Annotated in this window: 21 protein-coding genes; 13 read left to right on the top strand and 8 right to left on the bottom strand. The window is 60.3% G+C overall.

The genetic code is table 11. The annotated features are described in order from the left end of the window. The first annotated feature begins 284 nt into the window (after positions 1-284). From NPS58_RS29320 to NPS58_RS29365, 10 genes are all read left to right on the top strand, one after another. On the top strand, positions 285-1,121 hold the full coding sequence (locus NPS58_RS29320; RefSeq protein WP_015272400.1) for a DUF932 domain-containing protein: 837 nt from the start codon (positions 285-287) through the stop codon (positions 1,119-1,121). A 55-nt stretch (positions 1,122-1,176) separates the two neighbouring features. After that, positions 1,177-1,605, top strand: coding sequence for a hypothetical protein (locus NPS58_RS29325; RefSeq protein ID WP_046094859.1), 429 nt, complete (start codon positions 1,177-1,179; stop codon positions 1,603-1,605). A gap of 16 nt (positions 1,606-1,621) precedes the next feature. Next, positions 1,622-2,125: a hypothetical protein gene (locus tag NPS58_RS29330; RefSeq protein ID WP_046094858.1), complete on the top strand. Its 504-nt coding sequence runs from the start codon at positions 1,622-1,624 to the stop codon at positions 2,123-2,125. Positions 2,126-2,185: 60 nt separating this feature from the next. Next, a complete protein-coding gene (locus NPS58_RS29335; RefSeq protein WP_046094857.1) occupies positions 2,186-2,536 on the top strand; it encodes a TrfB-related DNA-binding protein in 351 nt (116 codons plus the stop codon). 47 nt (positions 2,537-2,583) lie between these two features. Then, positions 2,584-2,796 carry a hypothetical protein gene (locus NPS58_RS29340; RefSeq protein ID WP_274118590.1) on the top strand — a complete coding sequence of 71 codons (213 nt, stop codon included), beginning with the start codon at positions 2,584-2,586 and terminating at the stop codon, positions 2,794-2,796. Positions 2,797-3,451: 655 nt separating this feature from the next. Continuing rightward, entirely contained in the window at positions 3,452-3,766 is a 315-nt protein-coding gene (locus NPS58_RS29345; protein WP_054882042.1) for a hypothetical protein, read from the top strand. A gap of 51 nt (positions 3,767-3,817) precedes the next feature. After that, positions 3,818-4,369, top strand: coding sequence for a single-stranded DNA-binding protein (locus tag NPS58_RS29350; protein WP_274118591.1), 552 nt, complete (start codon positions 3,818-3,820; stop codon positions 4,367-4,369). A 217-nt stretch (positions 4,370-4,586) separates the two neighbouring features. Further along, positions 4,587-4,841: a hypothetical protein gene (locus NPS58_RS29355; RefSeq protein WP_046094783.1), complete on the top strand. Its 255-nt coding sequence runs from the start codon at positions 4,587-4,589 to the stop codon at positions 4,839-4,841. Positions 4,842-4,911: 70 nt separating this feature from the next. After that, a complete protein-coding gene (locus NPS58_RS29360; RefSeq protein WP_250169617.1) occupies positions 4,912-5,088 on the top strand; it encodes a hypothetical protein in 177 nt (58 codons plus the stop codon). A 60-nt stretch (positions 5,089-5,148) separates the two neighbouring features. Continuing rightward, entirely contained in the window at positions 5,149-5,394 is a 246-nt protein-coding gene (locus NPS58_RS29365) for a hypothetical protein (protein WP_015272406.1), read from the top strand. A gap of 46 nt (positions 5,395-5,440) precedes the next feature. Here the strand turns inward: NPS58_RS29365 and NPS58_RS29370 are convergent, their stop codons facing one another. The 4 genes from NPS58_RS29370 to NPS58_RS29385 all read right to left on the bottom strand — a co-directional run bounded on the left by NPS58_RS29370 (position 5,441) and on the right by NPS58_RS29385 (position 7,962). Continuing rightward, entirely contained in the window at positions 5,441-6,220 is a 780-nt protein-coding gene (locus NPS58_RS29370; protein ID WP_046094784.1) for a SprT-like domain-containing protein, read from the bottom strand. Positions 6,221-6,488: 268 nt separating this feature from the next. Then, a complete protein-coding gene (gene stbC / locus NPS58_RS29375) occupies positions 6,489-6,872 on the bottom strand; it encodes a plasmid stabilization protein StbC (RefSeq protein ID WP_012477621.1) in 384 nt (127 codons plus the stop codon). Between the two features lie 19 nt (positions 6,873-6,891). Further along, positions 6,892-7,596, bottom strand: coding sequence for a StbB family protein (gene stbB, locus NPS58_RS29380; RefSeq protein WP_012477622.1), 705 nt, complete (start codon positions 7,594-7,596; stop codon positions 6,892-6,894). A gap of 3 nt (positions 7,597-7,599) precedes the next feature. Then, positions 7,600-7,962 (bottom strand): hypothetical protein, encoded by a 363-nt coding sequence (locus NPS58_RS29385; RefSeq protein WP_054882044.1) that lies wholly within the window; start codon positions 7,960-7,962, stop codon positions 7,600-7,602. A gap of 494 nt (positions 7,963-8,456) precedes the next feature. Here NPS58_RS29385 and NPS58_RS29390 point away from each other — a divergent pair, with 494 nt between their 5' ends. From NPS58_RS29390 to mobF, 3 genes are read left to right on the top strand one after another with little or no spacing between them, the layout of a single operon-like run. Then, complete coding sequence (locus tag NPS58_RS29390; RefSeq protein ID WP_046094785.1) at positions 8,457-8,786, top strand: hypothetical protein; 330 nt, start codon at positions 8,457-8,459, stop codon at positions 8,784-8,786. Further along, entirely contained in the window at positions 8,786-10,324 is a 1,539-nt protein-coding gene (locus NPS58_RS29395) for a type IV secretion system DNA-binding domain-containing protein (protein ID WP_049289576.1), read from the top strand. The genes NPS58_RS29390 and NPS58_RS29395 overlap by 1 nt, the downstream gene beginning before the upstream one ends. Further along, complete coding sequence (mobF, locus tag NPS58_RS29400; protein ID WP_274118592.1) at positions 10,325-13,279, top strand: MobF family relaxase; 2,955 nt, start codon at positions 10,325-10,327, stop codon at positions 13,277-13,279. 35 nt (positions 13,280-13,314) lie between these two features. Here mobF and NPS58_RS29405 read toward each other — a convergent pair whose 3' ends face one another. The 4 genes from NPS58_RS29405 to virB10 form a co-directional block, all read right to left on the bottom strand. Continuing rightward, positions 13,315-14,055 (bottom strand): hypothetical protein, encoded by a 741-nt coding sequence (locus NPS58_RS29405; protein ID WP_274118593.1) that lies wholly within the window; start codon positions 14,053-14,055, stop codon positions 13,315-13,317. Positions 14,056-14,181: 126 nt separating this feature from the next. After that, entirely contained in the window at positions 14,182-14,733 is a 552-nt protein-coding gene (locus tag NPS58_RS29410; protein ID WP_141989055.1) for a hypothetical protein, read from the bottom strand. 51 nt (positions 14,734-14,784) lie between these two features. Beyond that, positions 14,785-15,816 carry an ATPase, T2SS/T4P/T4SS family gene (locus NPS58_RS29415; protein WP_214417399.1) on the bottom strand — a complete coding sequence of 344 codons (1,032 nt, stop codon included), beginning with the start codon at positions 15,814-15,816 and terminating at the stop codon, positions 14,785-14,787. An 11-nt stretch (positions 15,817-15,827) separates the two neighbouring features. Further along, positions 15,828-16,886 (bottom strand): type IV secretion system protein VirB10 (gene virB10 / locus NPS58_RS29420; protein WP_274118594.1); only part of this gene is annotated, 1,059 nt, incomplete at its 5' end.

Consider the following 16,886-nt stretch of genomic DNA (forward strand, 5'->3'; position numbering starts at 1 on the left):
CTGACGAGCAGATCCACCGGGGGAGACTCACGCTCCAGGGCAAAAGCGGGGCTGCACCCGCTTCGCGGGCGCGCTTTATGTTTACCTCCCGCTCCCACCTCGGCATCTAAGCAGCTCCGAAAAGCGCGCCGCGTCAAGTCAATTATTAGTCAAAGATTGTTTGACCAACAGTTGACGACAGCGCCCCGATTTGAGATACTAACCACGTCGAAGCAATACCGCCTCGACACCCCGGACACCAGCGGCGGCAACCGCTCCGGGGAATCTGCGAAGGAGATACAAAAATGCGTCTTTCCAGCAACTTCCGTAATCCGTGCATGATCCGCAGCGATGCCCCTCTGACCAATGACGAGATTGCCCGCGTGGCGCCCTCGATCTTTGCCGAGGAAGCGCACGACAGCCGTTCGGAACGTTACCTGTACATTCCAACCGTCAAGGTGCTCGATGCGCTGCGCACAGAAGGTTTTCAGCCGTTCATGGCGTGCCAGACCCGCGTCCGCAACACCGACAAACGCGAGCACACCAAGCACATGATTCGCCTGCGCCATGCCAGCAACATCATGAGCAAGGAAGCGAACGAAATCATTCTGCTGAACAGCCACGACGGCAGCAGCAGCTACCAGATGATGGCCGGCAAGTTCCGTTTCGTGTGCGCTAACGGGCTGGTCCTGGGCGACATGGCGATGGATCAGAAAGTGCGCCACAGCGGCCGCATTGACGTTGTTAACGACGTTATCGAAGGTGCCTATGAGGTGCTGGGCCAGTTCGAGCAGATCGACGCCAACCTTGACGACATGCAGCACTACCACTTGCGCCAGGAAGAGCAAGAAGCGTTCGCCATGGCGGCCCTGGCCTACCGCTACGACCCATCCGAAGGCCCTGCCCCGGTCACGCCGTCGCAACTGCTGATGCCACGCCGTGCCGAAGACCGCGCAAGCGATCTCTGGACCACGTTCAACCGCGTGCAGGAAAACACCATCAAGGGCGGCTTGCGTGGCCGCAACAAGCAAGGACGCCGGACAACTACCCGCGCCGTTAACGGCATTGACCAAGACGTGAAACTCAATCGCGCCTTGTGGGTACTGGCCCAGGCCCTGCGCAGCGGCCAAGCCGCCGCGTAACTGGCGAGCCGGGCGTTTAACGCCCGGCTTTCCCCCGCCCTTGGAGGATCGAACCATGTGCAAAGTCTTCTATGTCCCTGGCCATACCGCGATCATCGACTATGCCCGCCAGATCGGGCCAAACATGTGGATGGCCCAGCATTCCGGCCTGATGCTGCCCGAGCTGCGCGTGCGTTACCCCGGCGCCATCCTGGGCGACGAAGAGGCGTTTTTGATCGATCAAGAACGCGCCTATGGCACGCCACCGGCACGCACGACCGCCGCCCGTTTCGAGTTCAACCTTTCGCAGCGGCCCGTCATCGACTACCACGCCGACGAGCTGGGCGCGTCGTTCAAGCTGGCCGACCTGGACTACGGCAACATGACGACCATTTTTGCCCAGTGGGGCGGGCGCTACTGGACCTTGACGGGCCTGGCCACCCTGCCCCACCTGCTCATCATGCGCCGCATCGCTACCCACTCCCTGGCCGTGGCCAAGGCCTAAGATCGAGGAACCGACCATGACTTACGAACGCACGTTGGAAGCCTACCGATCGTTACTCAAGGCCAACCCTGGGCATGGCCTGCTCATCCCTGGGGATTGCGTGGCGTTTCTGCTCGACTCTGACCAGCTTTACGCCTGCCAGGTGCAGGGCGGTCGGCCACTTCTGGCGTGGATGTTTCCGATCACCGCCGAAGCCTGGGACGATGACGACGAAGCGTGGTTGTGCGATGCGGGCGGCCTGGAGACAGCCGACGCGATCAACGACCCGCAGTTTGTGCCCCTGCTGGTATGGGACCGCCAGACACTGGAAAGCGAAACCGTGGCGGCAGTCGCCGCCAAGGTTGGTACCAGTGACCAGGGCGTTGCCATTACTATCGAGCGCAACAACGAGGGGACGTTTTACGTCATCTGGAAAGCCACCGCCCAGGGCGTCAAACGGCACCGGCTCCATGCCGGCACCACAGACGCCCGCCGCCTGGAAGCGCATGCGCGGGGCTTCATCGAGCAAATGAACCAGTAGCACGCTTGACCCGTAGCCCTGCCGGTAGCAGGGCATTTAGCCAACAGTAAGGAACCGCGAATGCAGCCCACCCAGCCGAAATACACCGCCGAACAATGGACCGCTTCCCTGCCTGCGCTCCGGGGCATGTCCACCAAAACCCTGGACATTGCCAGGGCGGTGCTGGTGGAGGGCAAGGAACCTATCGAGGTGGCCAACAACATCGGCCAGTCGCGGCAGCTTGTACACGCTGCAATCAAGCGCGTAACCGCCGTGCTGGAACGCCAAACAGTCGGCCTTGTGCCCGTCATGGTCTGGCTCACCCCCGAGGAAGCCGAGCTGGTCAAGCAGATGGCCGCCAAGCATGAGCAGCCAAAGGAGGCCCAACCAGGGACCACAAAGAAGACACCTAACCGACAGAAAAAGGCCTAGATGGCGCCTTTCTGTCACGGACAGTTTGACTGCTGAGGGATTTGCAGATGCTTACACCAACAGAGGAAAAGGGCGTGCTCGATTACCTGGCTTGCCTTGAATGGGTCGCCAGCGCCGAGGTTGATGAGATCCGCCAGCGCCTGGAAACAGCGGCCGGCCAAGTTCGCGAGGATCTGGTGACTGCCATCAAGCAACAAATGGGCGGGGGGCGTCCCGAATTGGCCTGGTACTTCCACCACCTGGCCAGCGAGAAGATCTAGTGCGAGGCCTGCGGCCCGGGCTTTCGTGCTACGCATCGAGCCACGGCTGCGCCGCGTCTCGCCCCTTCGGGCTTCAATCCCTCTCGCCTGCGCACCTGGCCCGCCAGGTGCTGCGCGCTCCGCTTGCCCTCCGGCCTGTCGGCCTGCGCGGTGGCCTGCTGGCCACCTTGCCGCCCCTGCGCGTCCTGGGTGTGCTCATCACCCTCCGGCTGGCCGCTATCAGCCCTAATCGCCTACCCTCCGCTGGGCCTATGCCGTCAAGGGGCTTTCGCGGCATATGCTCACTCCCTTCGGTCGCTCCGCTATTCCACGGTCCCCATGACGGCGGCCCAGCTCCGGGTAGTCGGGGCTTACCGCGACCAACCGAAGGCTGACGAGCAGATCCACCGGGGGAGACTCAAGCTCCAGGGCAAAAGCGGGGCTGCACCCGCTTCGCGGGCGCGCTTTATGTTTACCTCCCGCTCCCACCTCGGCATCTAAGCAGCTCCGAAAAGCGCGCCGCGTCAAGTCAATTATTAGTCAAAGATTGTTTGACCAACAGTTGACGAAAGCGCCACGGTTTGAGATACTAACCACGTCGAAGCAATACCGCCTCGACACCCCGGACACCAGCGGCGGCAACCGCTCCGGGGAATCTGCGAAGGAGATACAAAACATGAATACCAGCACCTTTCTAGAGGACGGCGATTTCCTGACGAAAGAAGACTTCCTTTCGTTCGCTAAGGGGATGCGCAAACCGGAGGCGGCAACCATGGATTCTCAGGCAGTGATCCAACACCCGTTTAACGTCTGCGCGGTCATTGTTCTGGCCGATCTCATCGACCTGATCCGTTACGAGCTGGAGGTGATCGAGGACGACGAGCTGGGTTCGCGGAAAGGGGTGGACCTGTTCAATGAGATGCTGGTCAACATGCACAGCGAAACCGAAAAGCAATTGCTGATCGAAGCAATCAACGACGCATTCATTTAACCCAGCGTGCCCGGTCTAGACCGGGCACTTTCGCGAGAAAGGAGACTCATCATGGCCCGTGGCGTAAACAAAGTGATCCTCGTTGGCACTTGCGGACAAGACCCCGAAGTCCGCTATCTGTCCAACGGCAACGCCGTTACCAACCTGAGCTTGGCCACTAGCGAGCAGTGGACAGACAAGCAGAGCGGCCAGAAGGTCGAGCGCACCGAGTGGCACCGCGTTTCGCTGTTCGGCAAGGTCGCGGAAATTGCCGGCGAGTACCTGCGCAAAGGCTCCCAGTGCTACATCGAGGGCAAGTTGCAGACCCGCGAATGGGAGAAGGACGGCATCAAGCGTTACACCACAGAGATCATCGTGGACATGCAAGGCACCATGCAGCTGCTGGGCGGGCGTCCGCAGAACCAACAACAAGGCGGTGATCCGTACAATCAAGGCCAGCAGCAGGCACCCCGCCAGCAGGCACAGCGACCACAGCAGGCCCAACGGCGACCAGCGCAGCAACAGCCGCCGCAACCCTCCCCGCAGCCCGCCGCCGACTTCGACAGCTTCGACGACGATATTCCCTTTATGGATCCGTACCGCTTCACTTGGATGATGCAGTGACGCGACTGCCTTCCCCGCCCTGGACACGTCCGGGGCTTTTTTTTGCCCTGTGATCGGTGGAATTTCAGTAAACTTTAGGTCAAATATTGTTTGACGAATAGTTGACGGCAGGGCCGCTTTTTGAGATACTAACCACGTCGAAGCAATACCGCCTCGACACCCCGGAAACCAGCGGCGGCAACCGCTCCGGGGCAATCTGCGAAAGGAGATTCAACCCATGACTATCGAAACCCACATCCTGTATTTCAGCGAAGCCGAGGCCCTGCGCGAGTTCAGCGGCTTCACCGTTGAAGTGTCCCATCAGGCTCGCCCGAACCAGACCCCAGCCAACGTCACCATGTACATGATCGTTGCCCAGCGTGGCGGCATCGGTCGCCGCGAGGTGATCGCCGAGTTCCCGCTGGAGATGCACGCCACGATCTTCCGTGACATGTGCGAAGGCTTTGTGCGCAGCGAGCGCCTGACCAAGTAAACCAATCCCGGCCCGGATACCAGCGGCGGCAACCGCTCCGGGCCTTCCTCTGCGAAAAAAGGAGTTACCTATGGCTACTCAAGCGCTTCCCTCGTTCCGTGTCTTCCTGGCCCGCCTGGCCGCTTCTGCGCGCCGCGCAGCGGCCCCAGCTCGCCCGGTGCCGTCCATGCAGCAACTGGCCGAGCGCGGCCAGTTAATGGAGGCCGCCGACCTTCTGACCTTCGCACGGGCTGTTAAACGGGCTTAACCCCACTACCCAACCGAGCGCCGAGGCTTCGCCCCGGCGCTCACCGCTGGAGAACAGGATATGTACGGACACCAGACCACGCCGACCAAGGCTGCCAGGACGTGCCAGGCGCTTGCCGCCGCTGCGCGCAAGGCCGAGCTGCAACACGATTGGGAAGTGGCCGCAGAGTTCTACGAGGCCGCCGCAACATTCATCACCAAACCGGGCGAACTGGCGCACCGCGATAGCGCCGGCTTGCTGCGCAAGGCCGCCGCGTGCTGGGAAGCCGGAGATCGAGGCCAGGGCGCAGGACCTGGCCACCGTTGAGGATGTGGATTGCGCTATCCAAAAGGCCCGCTTTCGCGGGCCTTTGTCATCGTGCGACCGGCTGGAATGGCGACCCGGCGCAGTGTTCGCCGCCGCAAAGAATCGCCAGTTCAGGCTTGCCCCACACCTGCGTTGCGCACTTCGGGCACCGGTACTTGACCCGGTTTGACCGGTTCGGCGGCACCTCGGGCGGCAGCTCGACCAGATCACCGAGCGGCCCCAGTTCATCGCCGCCCTGATCCAGAGCTTGCCCCTGGCCTTCGTCCTCACCGTCTACGTCATCGACAAACCCGCGACCGTTCGAGCCGGTCGGCGGGTCAATTTGCGGTCGTTCCGGGGGGAAACGGTCGTACCACGACAGCGAGAAGTCCCGCGTCAGCAGCTCCGCGCAGCTCACGTCAAAGCGCCCGCCTGGGATGATGTAGTGATCCATTTGTTCGCCCAGGCGCTTGCCACCAGGTGCGCCGGTATTGCTGGGCATCAGGCCCAGGGCTTCCATGCGGGCGGCCCATTCCTTGTTGTGGTAGCCACGCCGGCCAGGCGCGCCAAAGTGGAACTGCCACAGGTGCACCATTTCATGGGCCAGCACCGACAGCGTTTTGCGCAATGAGCGAATCGCGAAGTAGCCGGGGTTCATGGCGATTTCATCGGTCATTTCACCGCTACGACGGGCGAAGCGCTTGCGCGAGAAGTAGCCGTAGGTTCGGCGTTCACGCTGGAGGGTGATAAGGCAGTCCGGTAGCTGGCCGTCGAACAGCTGGACGTTGAAGTGTTCATACGCCAGTTGCAGCTCGGCATAGACCTCATGAGTCGGCAGTAGCGACATGGTGACGATCCTGTCTTGTGGATTGTGCAATCCAGTTTAATAGAAGTGGATTGCGCAATCCAGGGCGAGGCCTTCGGCGCGGGCTGTCGTGCTGCGCATCGAGCCACGGCTACGCCGCGTCTCGCCCCTTCGGGCTTCCATCCCTCTCGCCTCCGCGCCCGGTTCCCAGGCGCTGCGCGCTCCGCTTGCCGCACGGGAGCGCCTGCGGCGACTCCCACAAACGGCGAGGCCGCCTTGCGGCGGCCTCAGCGTGTGTCACAACCCGGCGCTAGCCGGCAACCAAGCGGTAGAAGAGCAGGGCACCGCCCAGGCCTCCGGCCAGGCCGGCAATGCCGGCGCAGATCGCCGCCACCCATACCGTCCGCCGCTGGGTCGCGGCCAACAGGCTCTTGGCCTGGCGGTCCAGCTTCTCCAGGGCCTTGTCATGCCGTGCCTCGGTTTCCCGAATCGCGGCGGTCAGCTCCCGATTGGCCGTCACCAGCTCGGCGCGTGCGTCTTCGACCGTGGAGGCCAGGCTTGCGCCGGCCTCCTGCATCGACTGGTGGACCTCACGGGCCGCCGCGACCGCGCCCTGGAGATCGGCCAGGATCTCTTTCGAGTCGCCCAGGAACCACTCAATTAATACTTCTTCTCTCGGTTTCCTAGAATCCATCACTGGCACTCCGGTGCACTTAGGCCGTCAAAGCGGCGAAGCATTCGTCCAAGTTAGCGCGAACGGGCTTCGCGTAACTTGTCCAACGGTGAAGGCGTGCATATTCCTTGGCCTTCTCAACATCAGTTTCGGCCTTGGCCATTGCCTTGTAGTCGGTATCTTCGCCAATCAGTTGATCGAACGACATTTTGTTGGCCGCGAGATAACCATAAACGTCGCTGTCAAACAGGAACGCGCCCGGTTTGATGGTCGCCTTCTTGGTTTTCTTTACATAGTTGTAGATCGACGGAATTTCAGCTTCGGGATTATCACGGATTCGGTTCGGCAGCAGAATGATGCGATCAGGAGAAACGCCGATGGTCGCCAGCGCCTCAACAGTTTTCAAGCTTTCCTGCCAGGCCTTTTGCTCGGGAGTTACCGGAATGATGAACTGTTCAATTTCGTCAATGAAACCGTGATAGCGCGATCCAGCCTCAAAGAACGATTCGATGTTAGAAGCGCCAATGTCAATAATGGCGATATCTTCAAGTACCAAATCCTCAATCAGCTCGCCCGCTTCGCGGCCTCGCATCGTAACCACTTCGGCAATACCCAAGTCCAGGGCCGACTGGTTAATCGACTCGATGGCAAAGAATGCCGCGCCTGGCATCCGAGGGTAGAGCAGGTGCGCTGCAATAGTGGTTTTGCCGATGCTGCCGCTGTAGTTCAAGATCGCTCGTTTCATACGCTATTTCCTTTTGCCCGTATATTTATCATCAAGATCAGAGAAATCCATGGAGTGGACTTTCTCGAAATCGCTACTGGTGACGATGCGACCCTTTACGGGGGCGCCCGCCTCGGGTGGCGTTGGTTCGTCTTTCTGGATTGCGCAATCCACATCCTTTCCCTGGCCATCACTTTCCGGTCGGGGTGGCGGTGGGGTGGTCGTCGCTGGTGTTCCAGCTCGCTCCTGCCTTGCGGCCCTCGCTCGCATCAGCGCCTTGCAAAACCCGTTAAAGCCAATCCCCATCCCGTGCTCTTCTTTGAGCGTTTTCCAAACATCCTCCCGTGAGGCTCCGGCTGTCAGTGCGGCCTCGATCTCGCCGAGCATGTTCCGCACCAGGGCCGAATCGCTCCGTGGTTTTAGTCGCGATAGTGGCATCGCTTACCCCTCGTTATCGACCTCGGGCACTTTTGTCCCCTCTTTGTCTCTGATCCGTACTCTAGCCGTCCCTTTTGACTCTGGCAAGTCCCTTTTTTGTCTCTCCGGTGTCTTCACATCGTCTCTCGGTTGTCTTCAATGCGTACTCAGTGGCACCCCTGGGCGGCGAAAAGCCCCTCACGCTGCGCGTGAGGGATCAGGAGGACGCTTTTTTGCGGCCTCCGAGGGGTGCAGACGGCTATTTTCTCCCTTAAAAGCAGAGCGGTATTTTCCCTTAACGAGCTATACACCATACGCAATGCTTCGCATCGCTAAGTCGTTGAAAAATAAGGCATTTTCAACGACTCGCGAAAAAGCGTAATACCTGCGTAAGACAAAAGTGAGTACAAGCCCTGATTTTGCTGTATTTTGTGTCTGACACACGTCAGACAAGGAGGCCATCCGTGCCCACAGTGAGCTTTCGATGCACCGAAACACAGAAAATCGAGCTGGAAGAGCGGTCCCAGGGCGACATTTCGGAGTATGTACGCCGGCAGCTTTTCCGGCAGATGGAGCAGGAGGACACGCTAGAAATGATCCTCCAGCGCCTCGATCAACGGCCTGGCGGTGACGGCCAGCCGACCGCTGGAATCGACCGCCAGTCGATGGCCATCTTGATCGAGCTGCTATTGCTTCTGCGCACCGCGTCCAAACCGGATGCTAAGAGGGAAGCCCAGGCCGAGGTCGAGCGCCTGGGCTTCGACGTATGGGATTCATCAAAGAGGGATAGCTGATGAACGAGCGCCAACGATCTCAAATCTGCCTCGCCGTCATGGTGCTGGTGCCACTGTTCGCGTGGTTCTTTACCGCCAAGCTGATGTATGGAATTGAAAAGCAAGGCGCCCGAGACAGGGTGTTCTATCTGGCGAAAAACACGTTCACCTTGTGGCCGCTTGCGGTTGCTTTAGTTGGTGGGCTGATACTCGCGATTGCGTTGTGTGTGCTTATCGTGAAGTTGAGCAAGACGACTTTTGCCGGCGCTCACTTCGATAAGTATTTCCGTGGTAGCCAACTTGTTTCCCAGCGTGAGCTTAAAAGACTGACAAAGGAGAAAGAGGAACAAATAACTATTGCCGGGGTGCCTGTTCCTATTGCTGCCGAGGCGACACACTTCTCAGTTGGCGGCGCCACGGGTACGGGTAAGAGTACGATTTTCCGCGAAATGATGTACGGCTGCATGCAGCGGAAAGATCGCATGGTAATCCTTGATCCAGATGGGGAATTCTTATCCACCTTCTATCGCAAGGGGGATAAAATCTTGAATCCCTATGACGCAAGAACCGAAGGTTGGAACTTCTACAACGAAATCCGTAGTCACTACGATTTCGAGCGCTACGCAAAATCCATTATTCAGGTGTCGGACAGTAACGATTCGGAAGAATGGAACCAGTATGGCCGCCTGTTGTTCGCAGAGGTGGCTAAGAAGTTGTACAACACCACGCGCAATCCTGGCATGCGAAATGTATTTCGATGGACTAACGAATGCAGTTCGGAAGCGCTCCAGGGGTTTGTAAAAGGCACCCGCGCCGTATCGTTGTTCACGGAAAACGAGCGAGCTACAGGCAGCGTCCGGTTTGTCCTCAGTAATAAACTTCCTGCGCATTTTGATATGCCGCCTGGCAATTTTTCGCTGCGCCAGTGGTGCGAAGATCCTAACGGCGGCAACTTGTTTATCACCTGGGACGAGAACATGCGCGAAGCGCTGCGCCCATTGATTAGTTGCTGGGTTGATACCATTTTCACCAGCATTCTTGGGATGAAGTCTAACCCCAAGCGCCGGATCTGGACGTACCTCGACGAGCTGGAGTCGCTGCAACGTTTGCCCACCCTGGGCGACATGTTGACTCGGGGCCGGAAGAAGGGCGGTTGCGTGGTATCTGGCTACCAGTCCTACACCCAGCTCGAATCCGTGTATGGCGAGAAACTGGCTGAAACGATGCTGGCCAACCACCGGACAATGGTTGCCCTGGCCGTTGGCCGCATGGGTACGGCAACCGCCGAACGCATGTCCAAAGCCTTGAGCGAGCATGAAGTACTGCGCACCAAGGAAGGCCGCAGCTCGCGCTGGGGTGACTGGGGCACTCGCAGCGAGAACGAGGATGTGAAACCCGAGCGCATCGTTATGTCGTCGGAAATCATGGCCTTGAACAACCTCGAAGGCTTCCTGTCGTTCCCTGGCAGCATCCCGATTGCACGGGTGGCCATCGAGCCGATCAACTTCACCCGCACGAACCCGGTACCGGGCATCGTCCCAAACCTTGAGATCATCTAAATGCTCGATATCACGACCATTTCTCGGCAATCACTGGGCAAAGTCGTGTCGTACTACGCGGATGGTGCGGATGACTACTACGCGAAAGACGGCAGCGCCATGCAATGGCAAGGTGCAGGCGCCGAGGCATTGGGCCTGTCCGGGGAGGTAGAGCAGGCCCGATTCCGCGAGCTGTTGGATGGCCGGATTAGCGACAGCACGAAGCTTATGCGGACCGTCAAAGAGGCGGATGGCAAAGTGGTCAGCAAGGAAAGGCTGGGGTACGACCTCACCTTTTCGGCGCCCAAAGGTGTGTCACTCCAGGCCTTGGTCCACGGGGACGCCAGTATCATCGAAGCCCACGACAAGGCCGTGGCAGCGGCCATTCGTGAAGCCGAACGGCTGTCCCAGGCCCGGATAACGGTCAACAAGAAGACCGGCACCGAGAACACCAACAACTTGGTGGTGGCCAAGTTCCGACACGAAACGTCACGCGCCCTGGACCCCGACCTGCATACCCATGCGTTCGTGCTGAACATGACCCAGCGTAGCGACGGCGAATGGCGGGCGCTGAAAAATGACGGCGTGTTCAATTCGTCCATGTTCCTGGGCAACGTCTACAAGGCGGAACTGGCCCGCGAGCTGGAAAAGGCCGGCTTCCAGTTGCGCTATGAGCGCAACGGCACATTCGACCTGGCGCATTTCTCCGACGAGCAGATCCGCGAATTCAGTTCGCGCAGCCAGCAGATCGAGGCAGCGCTTGCGGCGAAAGGCCTGGACCGCAGCACGGCGTCGTATGCCGAAAAGAACCAGGCTGCGCTGGCCACCCGCGACAAAAAGCAGGGCGGGATCGACCGCGAAGAGTTGCGCCAGGTTTGGCTTGAACGGTCGAGAGCCTTGGGTATCGACTACCACAGCCGCGAGTGGGCCGGCGTCGGCGCCGATGCCCAGGGCGGCAGGGAGCGAAACAGCGCGGCCACACCGCAGATCGAGAAGCCCCTGGAGTACCGTGCCGACCAGGTGATCGAATTCGCGATCAAGAGTCTGACCGAGCGCCAGGCGGTGATCGGCCAGAAGGAGCTGATGGATACCGCGCTGCGCCACGGGTACGGCGCCCTCACCATCGACGACGTGCGCGCCGGCATCGAGCGGCGAGCCGCATCTGGCCACCTGATCCGCGAGGAACCGCTGTACTCATCACAGAACCCAGCCGATGGGAAGAAGGGCAAGGCCGCCGAGAAGGCCCGTCAGGAGGCGCCACAGCTTAGCCGCAAGGAATGGGTGGCAAACCTTGTCCGCGCTGGCAAATCGCGCTCAGAGGCCGCCAGGCTCGTTGATGAGGGTATCCGCACCGGACGGCTGCGCCAGGGTGAAAACCGTTTCACCACGCACATTGCGCAGAAGCGCGAGCGCGAGGTGCTGCAAATCGAGCGAATGGGGCGCGGCACGGTTCAGCCGCGGATCTCCAAGGAAGCCGCCGAAGCCTTCCTTGCCGATCGGGGCTTGAAGGCGGAACAGCAGGCCTCGGTGATGCGGATCGCCCGCACACAAAACCAGTTCATCGGCGTCCAGGGCTTTGCCGGCGTCGGCAAAAGCTACATGACTGTTGCGGCCAAGGATCTGCTGGAGGCGAACGGATACCGCGTCACTAGCCTGGCGCCCTATGGTAGCCAGGTGAAAGCGCTCCAGGCCGAGGGCCTGGAGGCACGCACGCTGCAATCGTTCCTCAAGGCCCGCGACAAGAAGATCGACAGCAACACCGTCGTGTTCATCGACGAGGCCGGCGTAATTCCTGCCCGGCAGATGCACGAAGCCATGAAAACCATCGAGGCTGCCGGCGCTCGCGTTGTCTTCCTGGGCGACGTGGCGCAAACCAAAGCCATCGAGGCCGGCAAGCCATTCGAGCAGCTGATGAAAGCCGGTATGGAAACGTCCCGGCTCACCGACATTCAGCGGCAGAAAGACCCGCAGTTGCTGGAGGCGGTGAAGCTGGCCGCCGAGGGTAAAGCCAAGCAATCGCTGCCGCTGGTGAACGAGATCCGCGAGATCGAGGACAACGGGGCACGCTACCAGGCGATTGTCGACGCCTACGCCTCGATGCCGAAGGCCGAGCGCGACCAGGCCCTGATTATCACCGGTACCAACGCCAGCCGGATCGAGATCAACGAAGGGGTGCGCGAGGCGCTGGGCCTGAAAGGGCAGGGCACGGAGTATCCATTACTCAATCGCCTGGACACGACCCAGGCCGAGCGCCGGCACAGCAAATACTACGGCAAGGGCAGCATTGTCGTGCCCGAAGTGGACTACAAGAACGGGCTGCAACGGGGCGTGCAGTACGTGGTACTCGACACCGGCCCCGGGAACAAACTCACGGTGCGCAGCCCGGAAGGCGAGACGCTGCAATTCACCCCGGCCCGTTGCACAAAGCTGTCGGTCTACAGCGTCGAGCGAACAGAGCTGGCACCTGGGGATCAGGTGAAGATCACCCGAAACGACGCCGAAAAGGACTTGGCCAACGGCGACCGATTCGTGGTGAAGGAGATCCACAGCGACCGCGTGGTGCTCGAAGGAGAAAAAGGCCGGCAGGTCGAGCTGGACACCGCATCGGCCATGTTCGTCGGCCTGGCCTATGCCTCGACCGTTCACAGCGCCCAGGGCCTTACGTGCGACAAGGTGCTCATCAACCTTGAAACCCAGTCGCGCACGACCGCCAAGGACGTGTACTACGTGGCGATCAGCCGCGCCCGTCATGCAGCGGAAATCTTCACCGATAACCGGCAGAAGCTGGGGGCTGCGATCAGCCGCTTGAACGCCAAGGCCGGCGCCCTGGATATCAAGCAGCTCCAGCGGCATGCGCTCGAGCGCAAAGGCCACGACCAGGCCGGCAAACAGAAAGACGGCACGCAGAAGCAACAGCAAGGCCAGCAGTTGCCGGCCAAACAGCCCAAAGAAAAGGGCAGGGCATTCGGCCTGTAAATGGCAAAGGGGCTTCGGCCCCTTTTTCTTGTCCGCTAGACGCCTCTCGACCGGCGCATGTCTGCGATGCGCTCATGCGACACACCTGCGAGCTTGGCCAGCACGCTGTTTGGCACCACGCCGAACAGATGCACATACCGATCAGCACGCGACACGCGCTTGTAGGGTGCGATACCCAGGAACTGCCGGCGTGCCTCTACGACCGCATAGGCCACGCCTACGGTGCGGCTCAGTTTGGCGGCAGACATGGTGCCCAGGAGCGATTCGTAACCGAGTCCGGGGCCGTGGTAGTCCTCGACCGGCGCCGGGCTGGCCAGCTCGGGGGAGGGCGCGACAGCATCCAGGCCGAACGCCTCGCGCAGCGCCTGCACGACTTCTACGGCCACGCCCGAGGCCTGGGCAATGTCCTCATCGGGAACCAGGCCCAGCGCGCTCTTGTACGGCCTGACGGGATGATCGAGCGGAAGACGCTGAATGCGCCGTGTGGCCTTTGACCTGGGCTTGATGCCCTGGGACTCGCGGTAAGCTTTGACACTCTTCACCAATACACCACATTTGGCCGAGACAGACCTGTCCGACTCCACGCCCAGCAGGTGCTGGTAAGGGGCGATGGCCACCGCGACCGAGTAAACCTCGATCCCGAACTGAACACGTCGGCGGCGTATGCTGCCCTCGCTGGTTCCGACCAGTTTGGCCAGGTCCCGGTCGGAAAGCTTGCCCAGCTTCCAGTCGTACCATCTGGCCACACCAATAACCGTCCAGTTTGTTTGCTTCAAAATTACCCCTCAAAACACAACATCTTGTGTCGCTGGCCAGCTGATCGAGCACAAGATATAGCGGTAAACAAAAGCCCCGCAAATGCGGGGCTGGTTTGGTGCGGGTGTGCTACTTGCTGCGCACTATCACAGTTGCATCCGGCGCCGCTGTTCTTCACTCACAGCGGCGCTAACCAACGTCAACAGACGGTCTACCGGCTTTTCTACCGATGCGCCGAGGAACAGGCGCTGTGTAGCGTGGTACACCTGGCCATTGGCAACAACGTTGACCATGAGCTGCCATTTAGACGTATCTTCGCCAATGGCGATTGCGCGGCGGGGTTGAACCTCTTGGATCGAGGACAGGCGAATCCATCGCCAGTCATCGACACTGAAGGCAGGGAGCTTGCCTTCCACGCTGGGGTAAACACGGAGCCAGATAGGCAGCTCACCGTGCACGGCAATGCCATCACCGCCCAGCAGGTCCACGACCACGGCCATGACGCTTTCAAACTCGCGGGCGCCAAACTTGCTCACGGAGGGCACCAGCTCTTCCACGCCGCTACGACCAATCAGCAGCAGCTGGTCGTAGACATCGCCTGTTTGTGGCTCGCCACAACCCATGGCGATAAGGCTTTCACGTACCGCCTTGGTGATCTCGTTGGCGGTGGCAGTCCAGATATTGGTTGCTTCGGTCATGCGTACTACTCCTTGGGTTTAGCCCTGCAGGGCGCTAAGCGGCTTGAGTTCCTACACCGCTGCCATTGCTTGTTTCTTGAACATCGGGTCGTACAGGATTTCCAGCACTTCACGTTTTTCCATGTACACGACCACATCCAACGTGGTGTTGATGGTCTTCATGATTACGTCGTAGTCGAGCGCCCGACCGATTTCCGAGGCCTTTACCAACGTGGCGATACGCGCTGGGGTGCTGGCCGCGCTGTCAGCGTGCGTCGAGAAAATGCCCCCAGGGTGCCCCGTGTTCGCGCCGGCCAGGTAATCCCAGGCGGCATCGTCGCGCAGCTCGGTCAGGAAGATCCGGTCAGGCGACAGGCGCATGCACAGCTTGAGGCATTCGCGGGCCGACATTCGGCCATCGCCTTCCCCGTACATCAGATAGCCCACCTCATCGAGACGGTCATCGTCGATTTCGTGCGTATCTTCCATCAGCAGCACACGCTCGATCTTCGGAACCGCACCCATCAGCGAGCGGGTGAGCGTGGTTTTGCCGGAGCCGGTAGGACCGGCTACGGCAATGTTCCGCTTAGTCTTGACGGCCAGCGTCAAGAAGCCTTCCACGTCACCCTTTTCCAACAGCTCAAGCAGTTCTTCCTCGAACGGTTCAAGAGTGAATTGCTCAGACTGCTTACGGTGTCGCACCTTGGCAAAGCGGCCTTCCTGGGCAAGCTCAGCCAGGCTTTTCGATACAGGCAAATGCTTACGGATCGACATGAGCATGGAGCCTTCGACAGTCGCGGGGGGCCAGCAGAACGTCCCCCGAGATCCATCCGGCAACTTCACGTAGCTGATCGGCGTGCGGCCGAGTCCGTTGAGGCTCAGCAGATGGTCATTCAAGGCCCACAGGTAGTCGTAGGTGATCCGTTTGTCGTCATGCAAGACGCGCCCTTTGGGCGTGTCACATACCACCTGGCCGAACTTGTTCACCCGGATCTCGAACACTTCTGGATCATCGAGGTACTGCCGCAGCGGGGCGAAGTTCGCCGCCGCCAGGGCCATGTCCATGTCCGCTAGAGCCAGGTCGCGCTCGCTCGCAATATCCATATGTGTCTCCTTCACTCCACCATTTCCAGGCCATACACATCGCTGAAATCAACGTCTCGCGGCACGAAGATCGAAACGGCCTCGCCGTGATTGACGGTCAGGGTTGGCGGGATGTTGATAGTGGCGCGCAGCACTTCGCGAGCCAGCGAATCGGAGGTGTTGGACGTGTTGTCGAGGTTCACGTTCGTGTCACTGCTGGACTTGTCGGTGGAGTTGACCAGGGCCTGCATCAGACCACGGCTCAGGTCGCTGAACACGGAAATGAACATGGCACCGCCGAAGCGATCCCAAAAGTGGGTATCGACCTGGCCAGGAATGCCGGCACTGCCGAGGCGGTTGGTGCCTGGCGCATCGAGGTAGGCCACGGCGCCGTCGCGGTTACGGACCCGCGACCACAGCACAAAGGCCCTGGCCTGGCCCATCAGGATGCCGCCACTGACTTCACCTGTGATCGTCGCACCCTTGTCGATCAGCACCACCGAACCGTCAGCCGAACGGACTTCCTTCGACACTTGGCAGGAAACGAAGCCGGGCACAGTGGTATCCAGCTCGGTGATCGTGCCACAGCGAATCATCGTGCCAGCGGCTATCGACATGCCCATGTTTTTCATGAGTGTCGCCCTTGATGCTGTGTACCGGGCGCTGTTCATCCGCGTGGCCAGCTCCGAACTGCTACTGCTGGTTTGCATCGGCTCAGCCTTTTCACCACGGCTAGGTGTGGCGGCGGCACCCACGGCGCCTATTTGCTCCGTGGCGCTCGACGCGCTGAGCCGGCGCTGCATGGCCTTTTGCTCAGGCGTCAGCTCGACCTTGCCCTGCTGTCCGGGCTGGGTCGGTTGCGCCGGCTGCTGTTGGGTACTGGCGGCTTGCGCCTGCTCGGCGGGCTGCTCAGCAGGTTCGTCGTCGGCGTTCGCAGGCGTGGTTGCGAAGCTCACATCCGGCAGGCTCTTGGCCTTGTTGGGCGAGGCCTTTTCGGCCTGCTCCTGTTGCTGGAGTTTTGGCACAATCACGTTTTTGTAGACGATCCAGCTAATGAGACACAGGGCGATAAGCAGCAGCACGCCGATGAA

It is taken from the genome of Pseudomonas putida (assembly GCF_028682455.1).
GTDB classification, from domain to species: Bacteria; Pseudomonadota; Gammaproteobacteria; order Pseudomonadales; family Pseudomonadaceae; genus Aquipseudomonas; species Aquipseudomonas putida_AA.

Bases quoted from the DNA above. Each gene is read 5' to 3' on its own strand.
- NPS58_RS29320 (WP_015272400.1), top strand. From the start codon at position 285: ATGCGTCTTTCCAGCAACTTCCGTAATCCGTGCATGATCCGCAGCGAT.
- NPS58_RS29325 (WP_046094859.1), top strand. From the start codon at position 1,177: ATGTGCAAAGTCTTCTATGTCCCTGGCCATACCGCGATCATCGACTAT.
- NPS58_RS29330 (WP_046094858.1), top strand. From the start codon at position 1,622: ATGACTTACGAACGCACGTTGGAAGCCTACCGATCGTTACTCAAGGCC.
- NPS58_RS29335 (WP_046094857.1), top strand. From the start codon at position 2,186: ATGCAGCCCACCCAGCCGAAATACACCGCCGAACAATGGACCGCTTCC.
- NPS58_RS29340 (WP_274118590.1), top strand. From the start codon at position 2,584: ATGCTTACACCAACAGAGGAAAAGGGCGTGCTCGATTACCTGGCTTGC.
- NPS58_RS29345 (WP_054882042.1), top strand. From the start codon at position 3,452: ATGAATACCAGCACCTTTCTAGAGGACGGCGATTTCCTGACGAAAGAA.
- NPS58_RS29350 (WP_274118591.1), top strand. From the start codon at position 3,818: ATGGCCCGTGGCGTAAACAAAGTGATCCTCGTTGGCACTTGCGGACAA.
- NPS58_RS29355 (WP_046094783.1), top strand. From the start codon at position 4,587: ATGACTATCGAAACCCACATCCTGTATTTCAGCGAAGCCGAGGCCCTG.
- NPS58_RS29360 (WP_250169617.1), top strand. From the start codon at position 4,912: ATGGCTACTCAAGCGCTTCCCTCGTTCCGTGTCTTCCTGGCCCGCCTG.
- NPS58_RS29365 (WP_015272406.1), top strand. From the start codon at position 5,149: ATGTACGGACACCAGACCACGCCGACCAAGGCTGCCAGGACGTGCCAG.
- NPS58_RS29370 (WP_046094784.1), bottom strand. From the start codon at position 6,220: ATGTCGCTACTGCCGACTCATGAGGTCTATGCCGAGCTGCAACTGGCG.
- stbC (WP_012477621.1), bottom strand. From the start codon at position 6,872: ATGGATTCTAGGAAACCGAGAGAAGAAGTATTAATTGAGTGGTTCCTG.
- stbB (WP_012477622.1), bottom strand. From the start codon at position 7,596: ATGAAACGAGCGATCTTGAACTACAGCGGCAGCATCGGCAAAACCACT.
- NPS58_RS29385 (WP_054882044.1), bottom strand. From the start codon at position 7,962: ATGCTCGGCGAGATCGAGGCCGCACTGACAGCCGGAGCCTCACGGGAG.
- NPS58_RS29395 (WP_049289576.1), top strand. From the start codon at position 8,786: ATGAACGAGCGCCAACGATCTCAAATCTGCCTCGCCGTCATGGTGCTG.
- mobF (WP_274118592.1), top strand. From the start codon at position 10,325: ATGCTCGATATCACGACCATTTCTCGGCAATCACTGGGCAAAGTCGTG.
- NPS58_RS29410 (WP_141989055.1), bottom strand. From the start codon at position 14,733: ATGACCGAAGCAACCAATATCTGGACTGCCACCGCCAACGAGATCACC.
- NPS58_RS29415 (WP_214417399.1), bottom strand. From the start codon at position 15,816: ATGGATATTGCGAGCGAGCGCGACCTGGCTCTAGCGGACATGGACATG.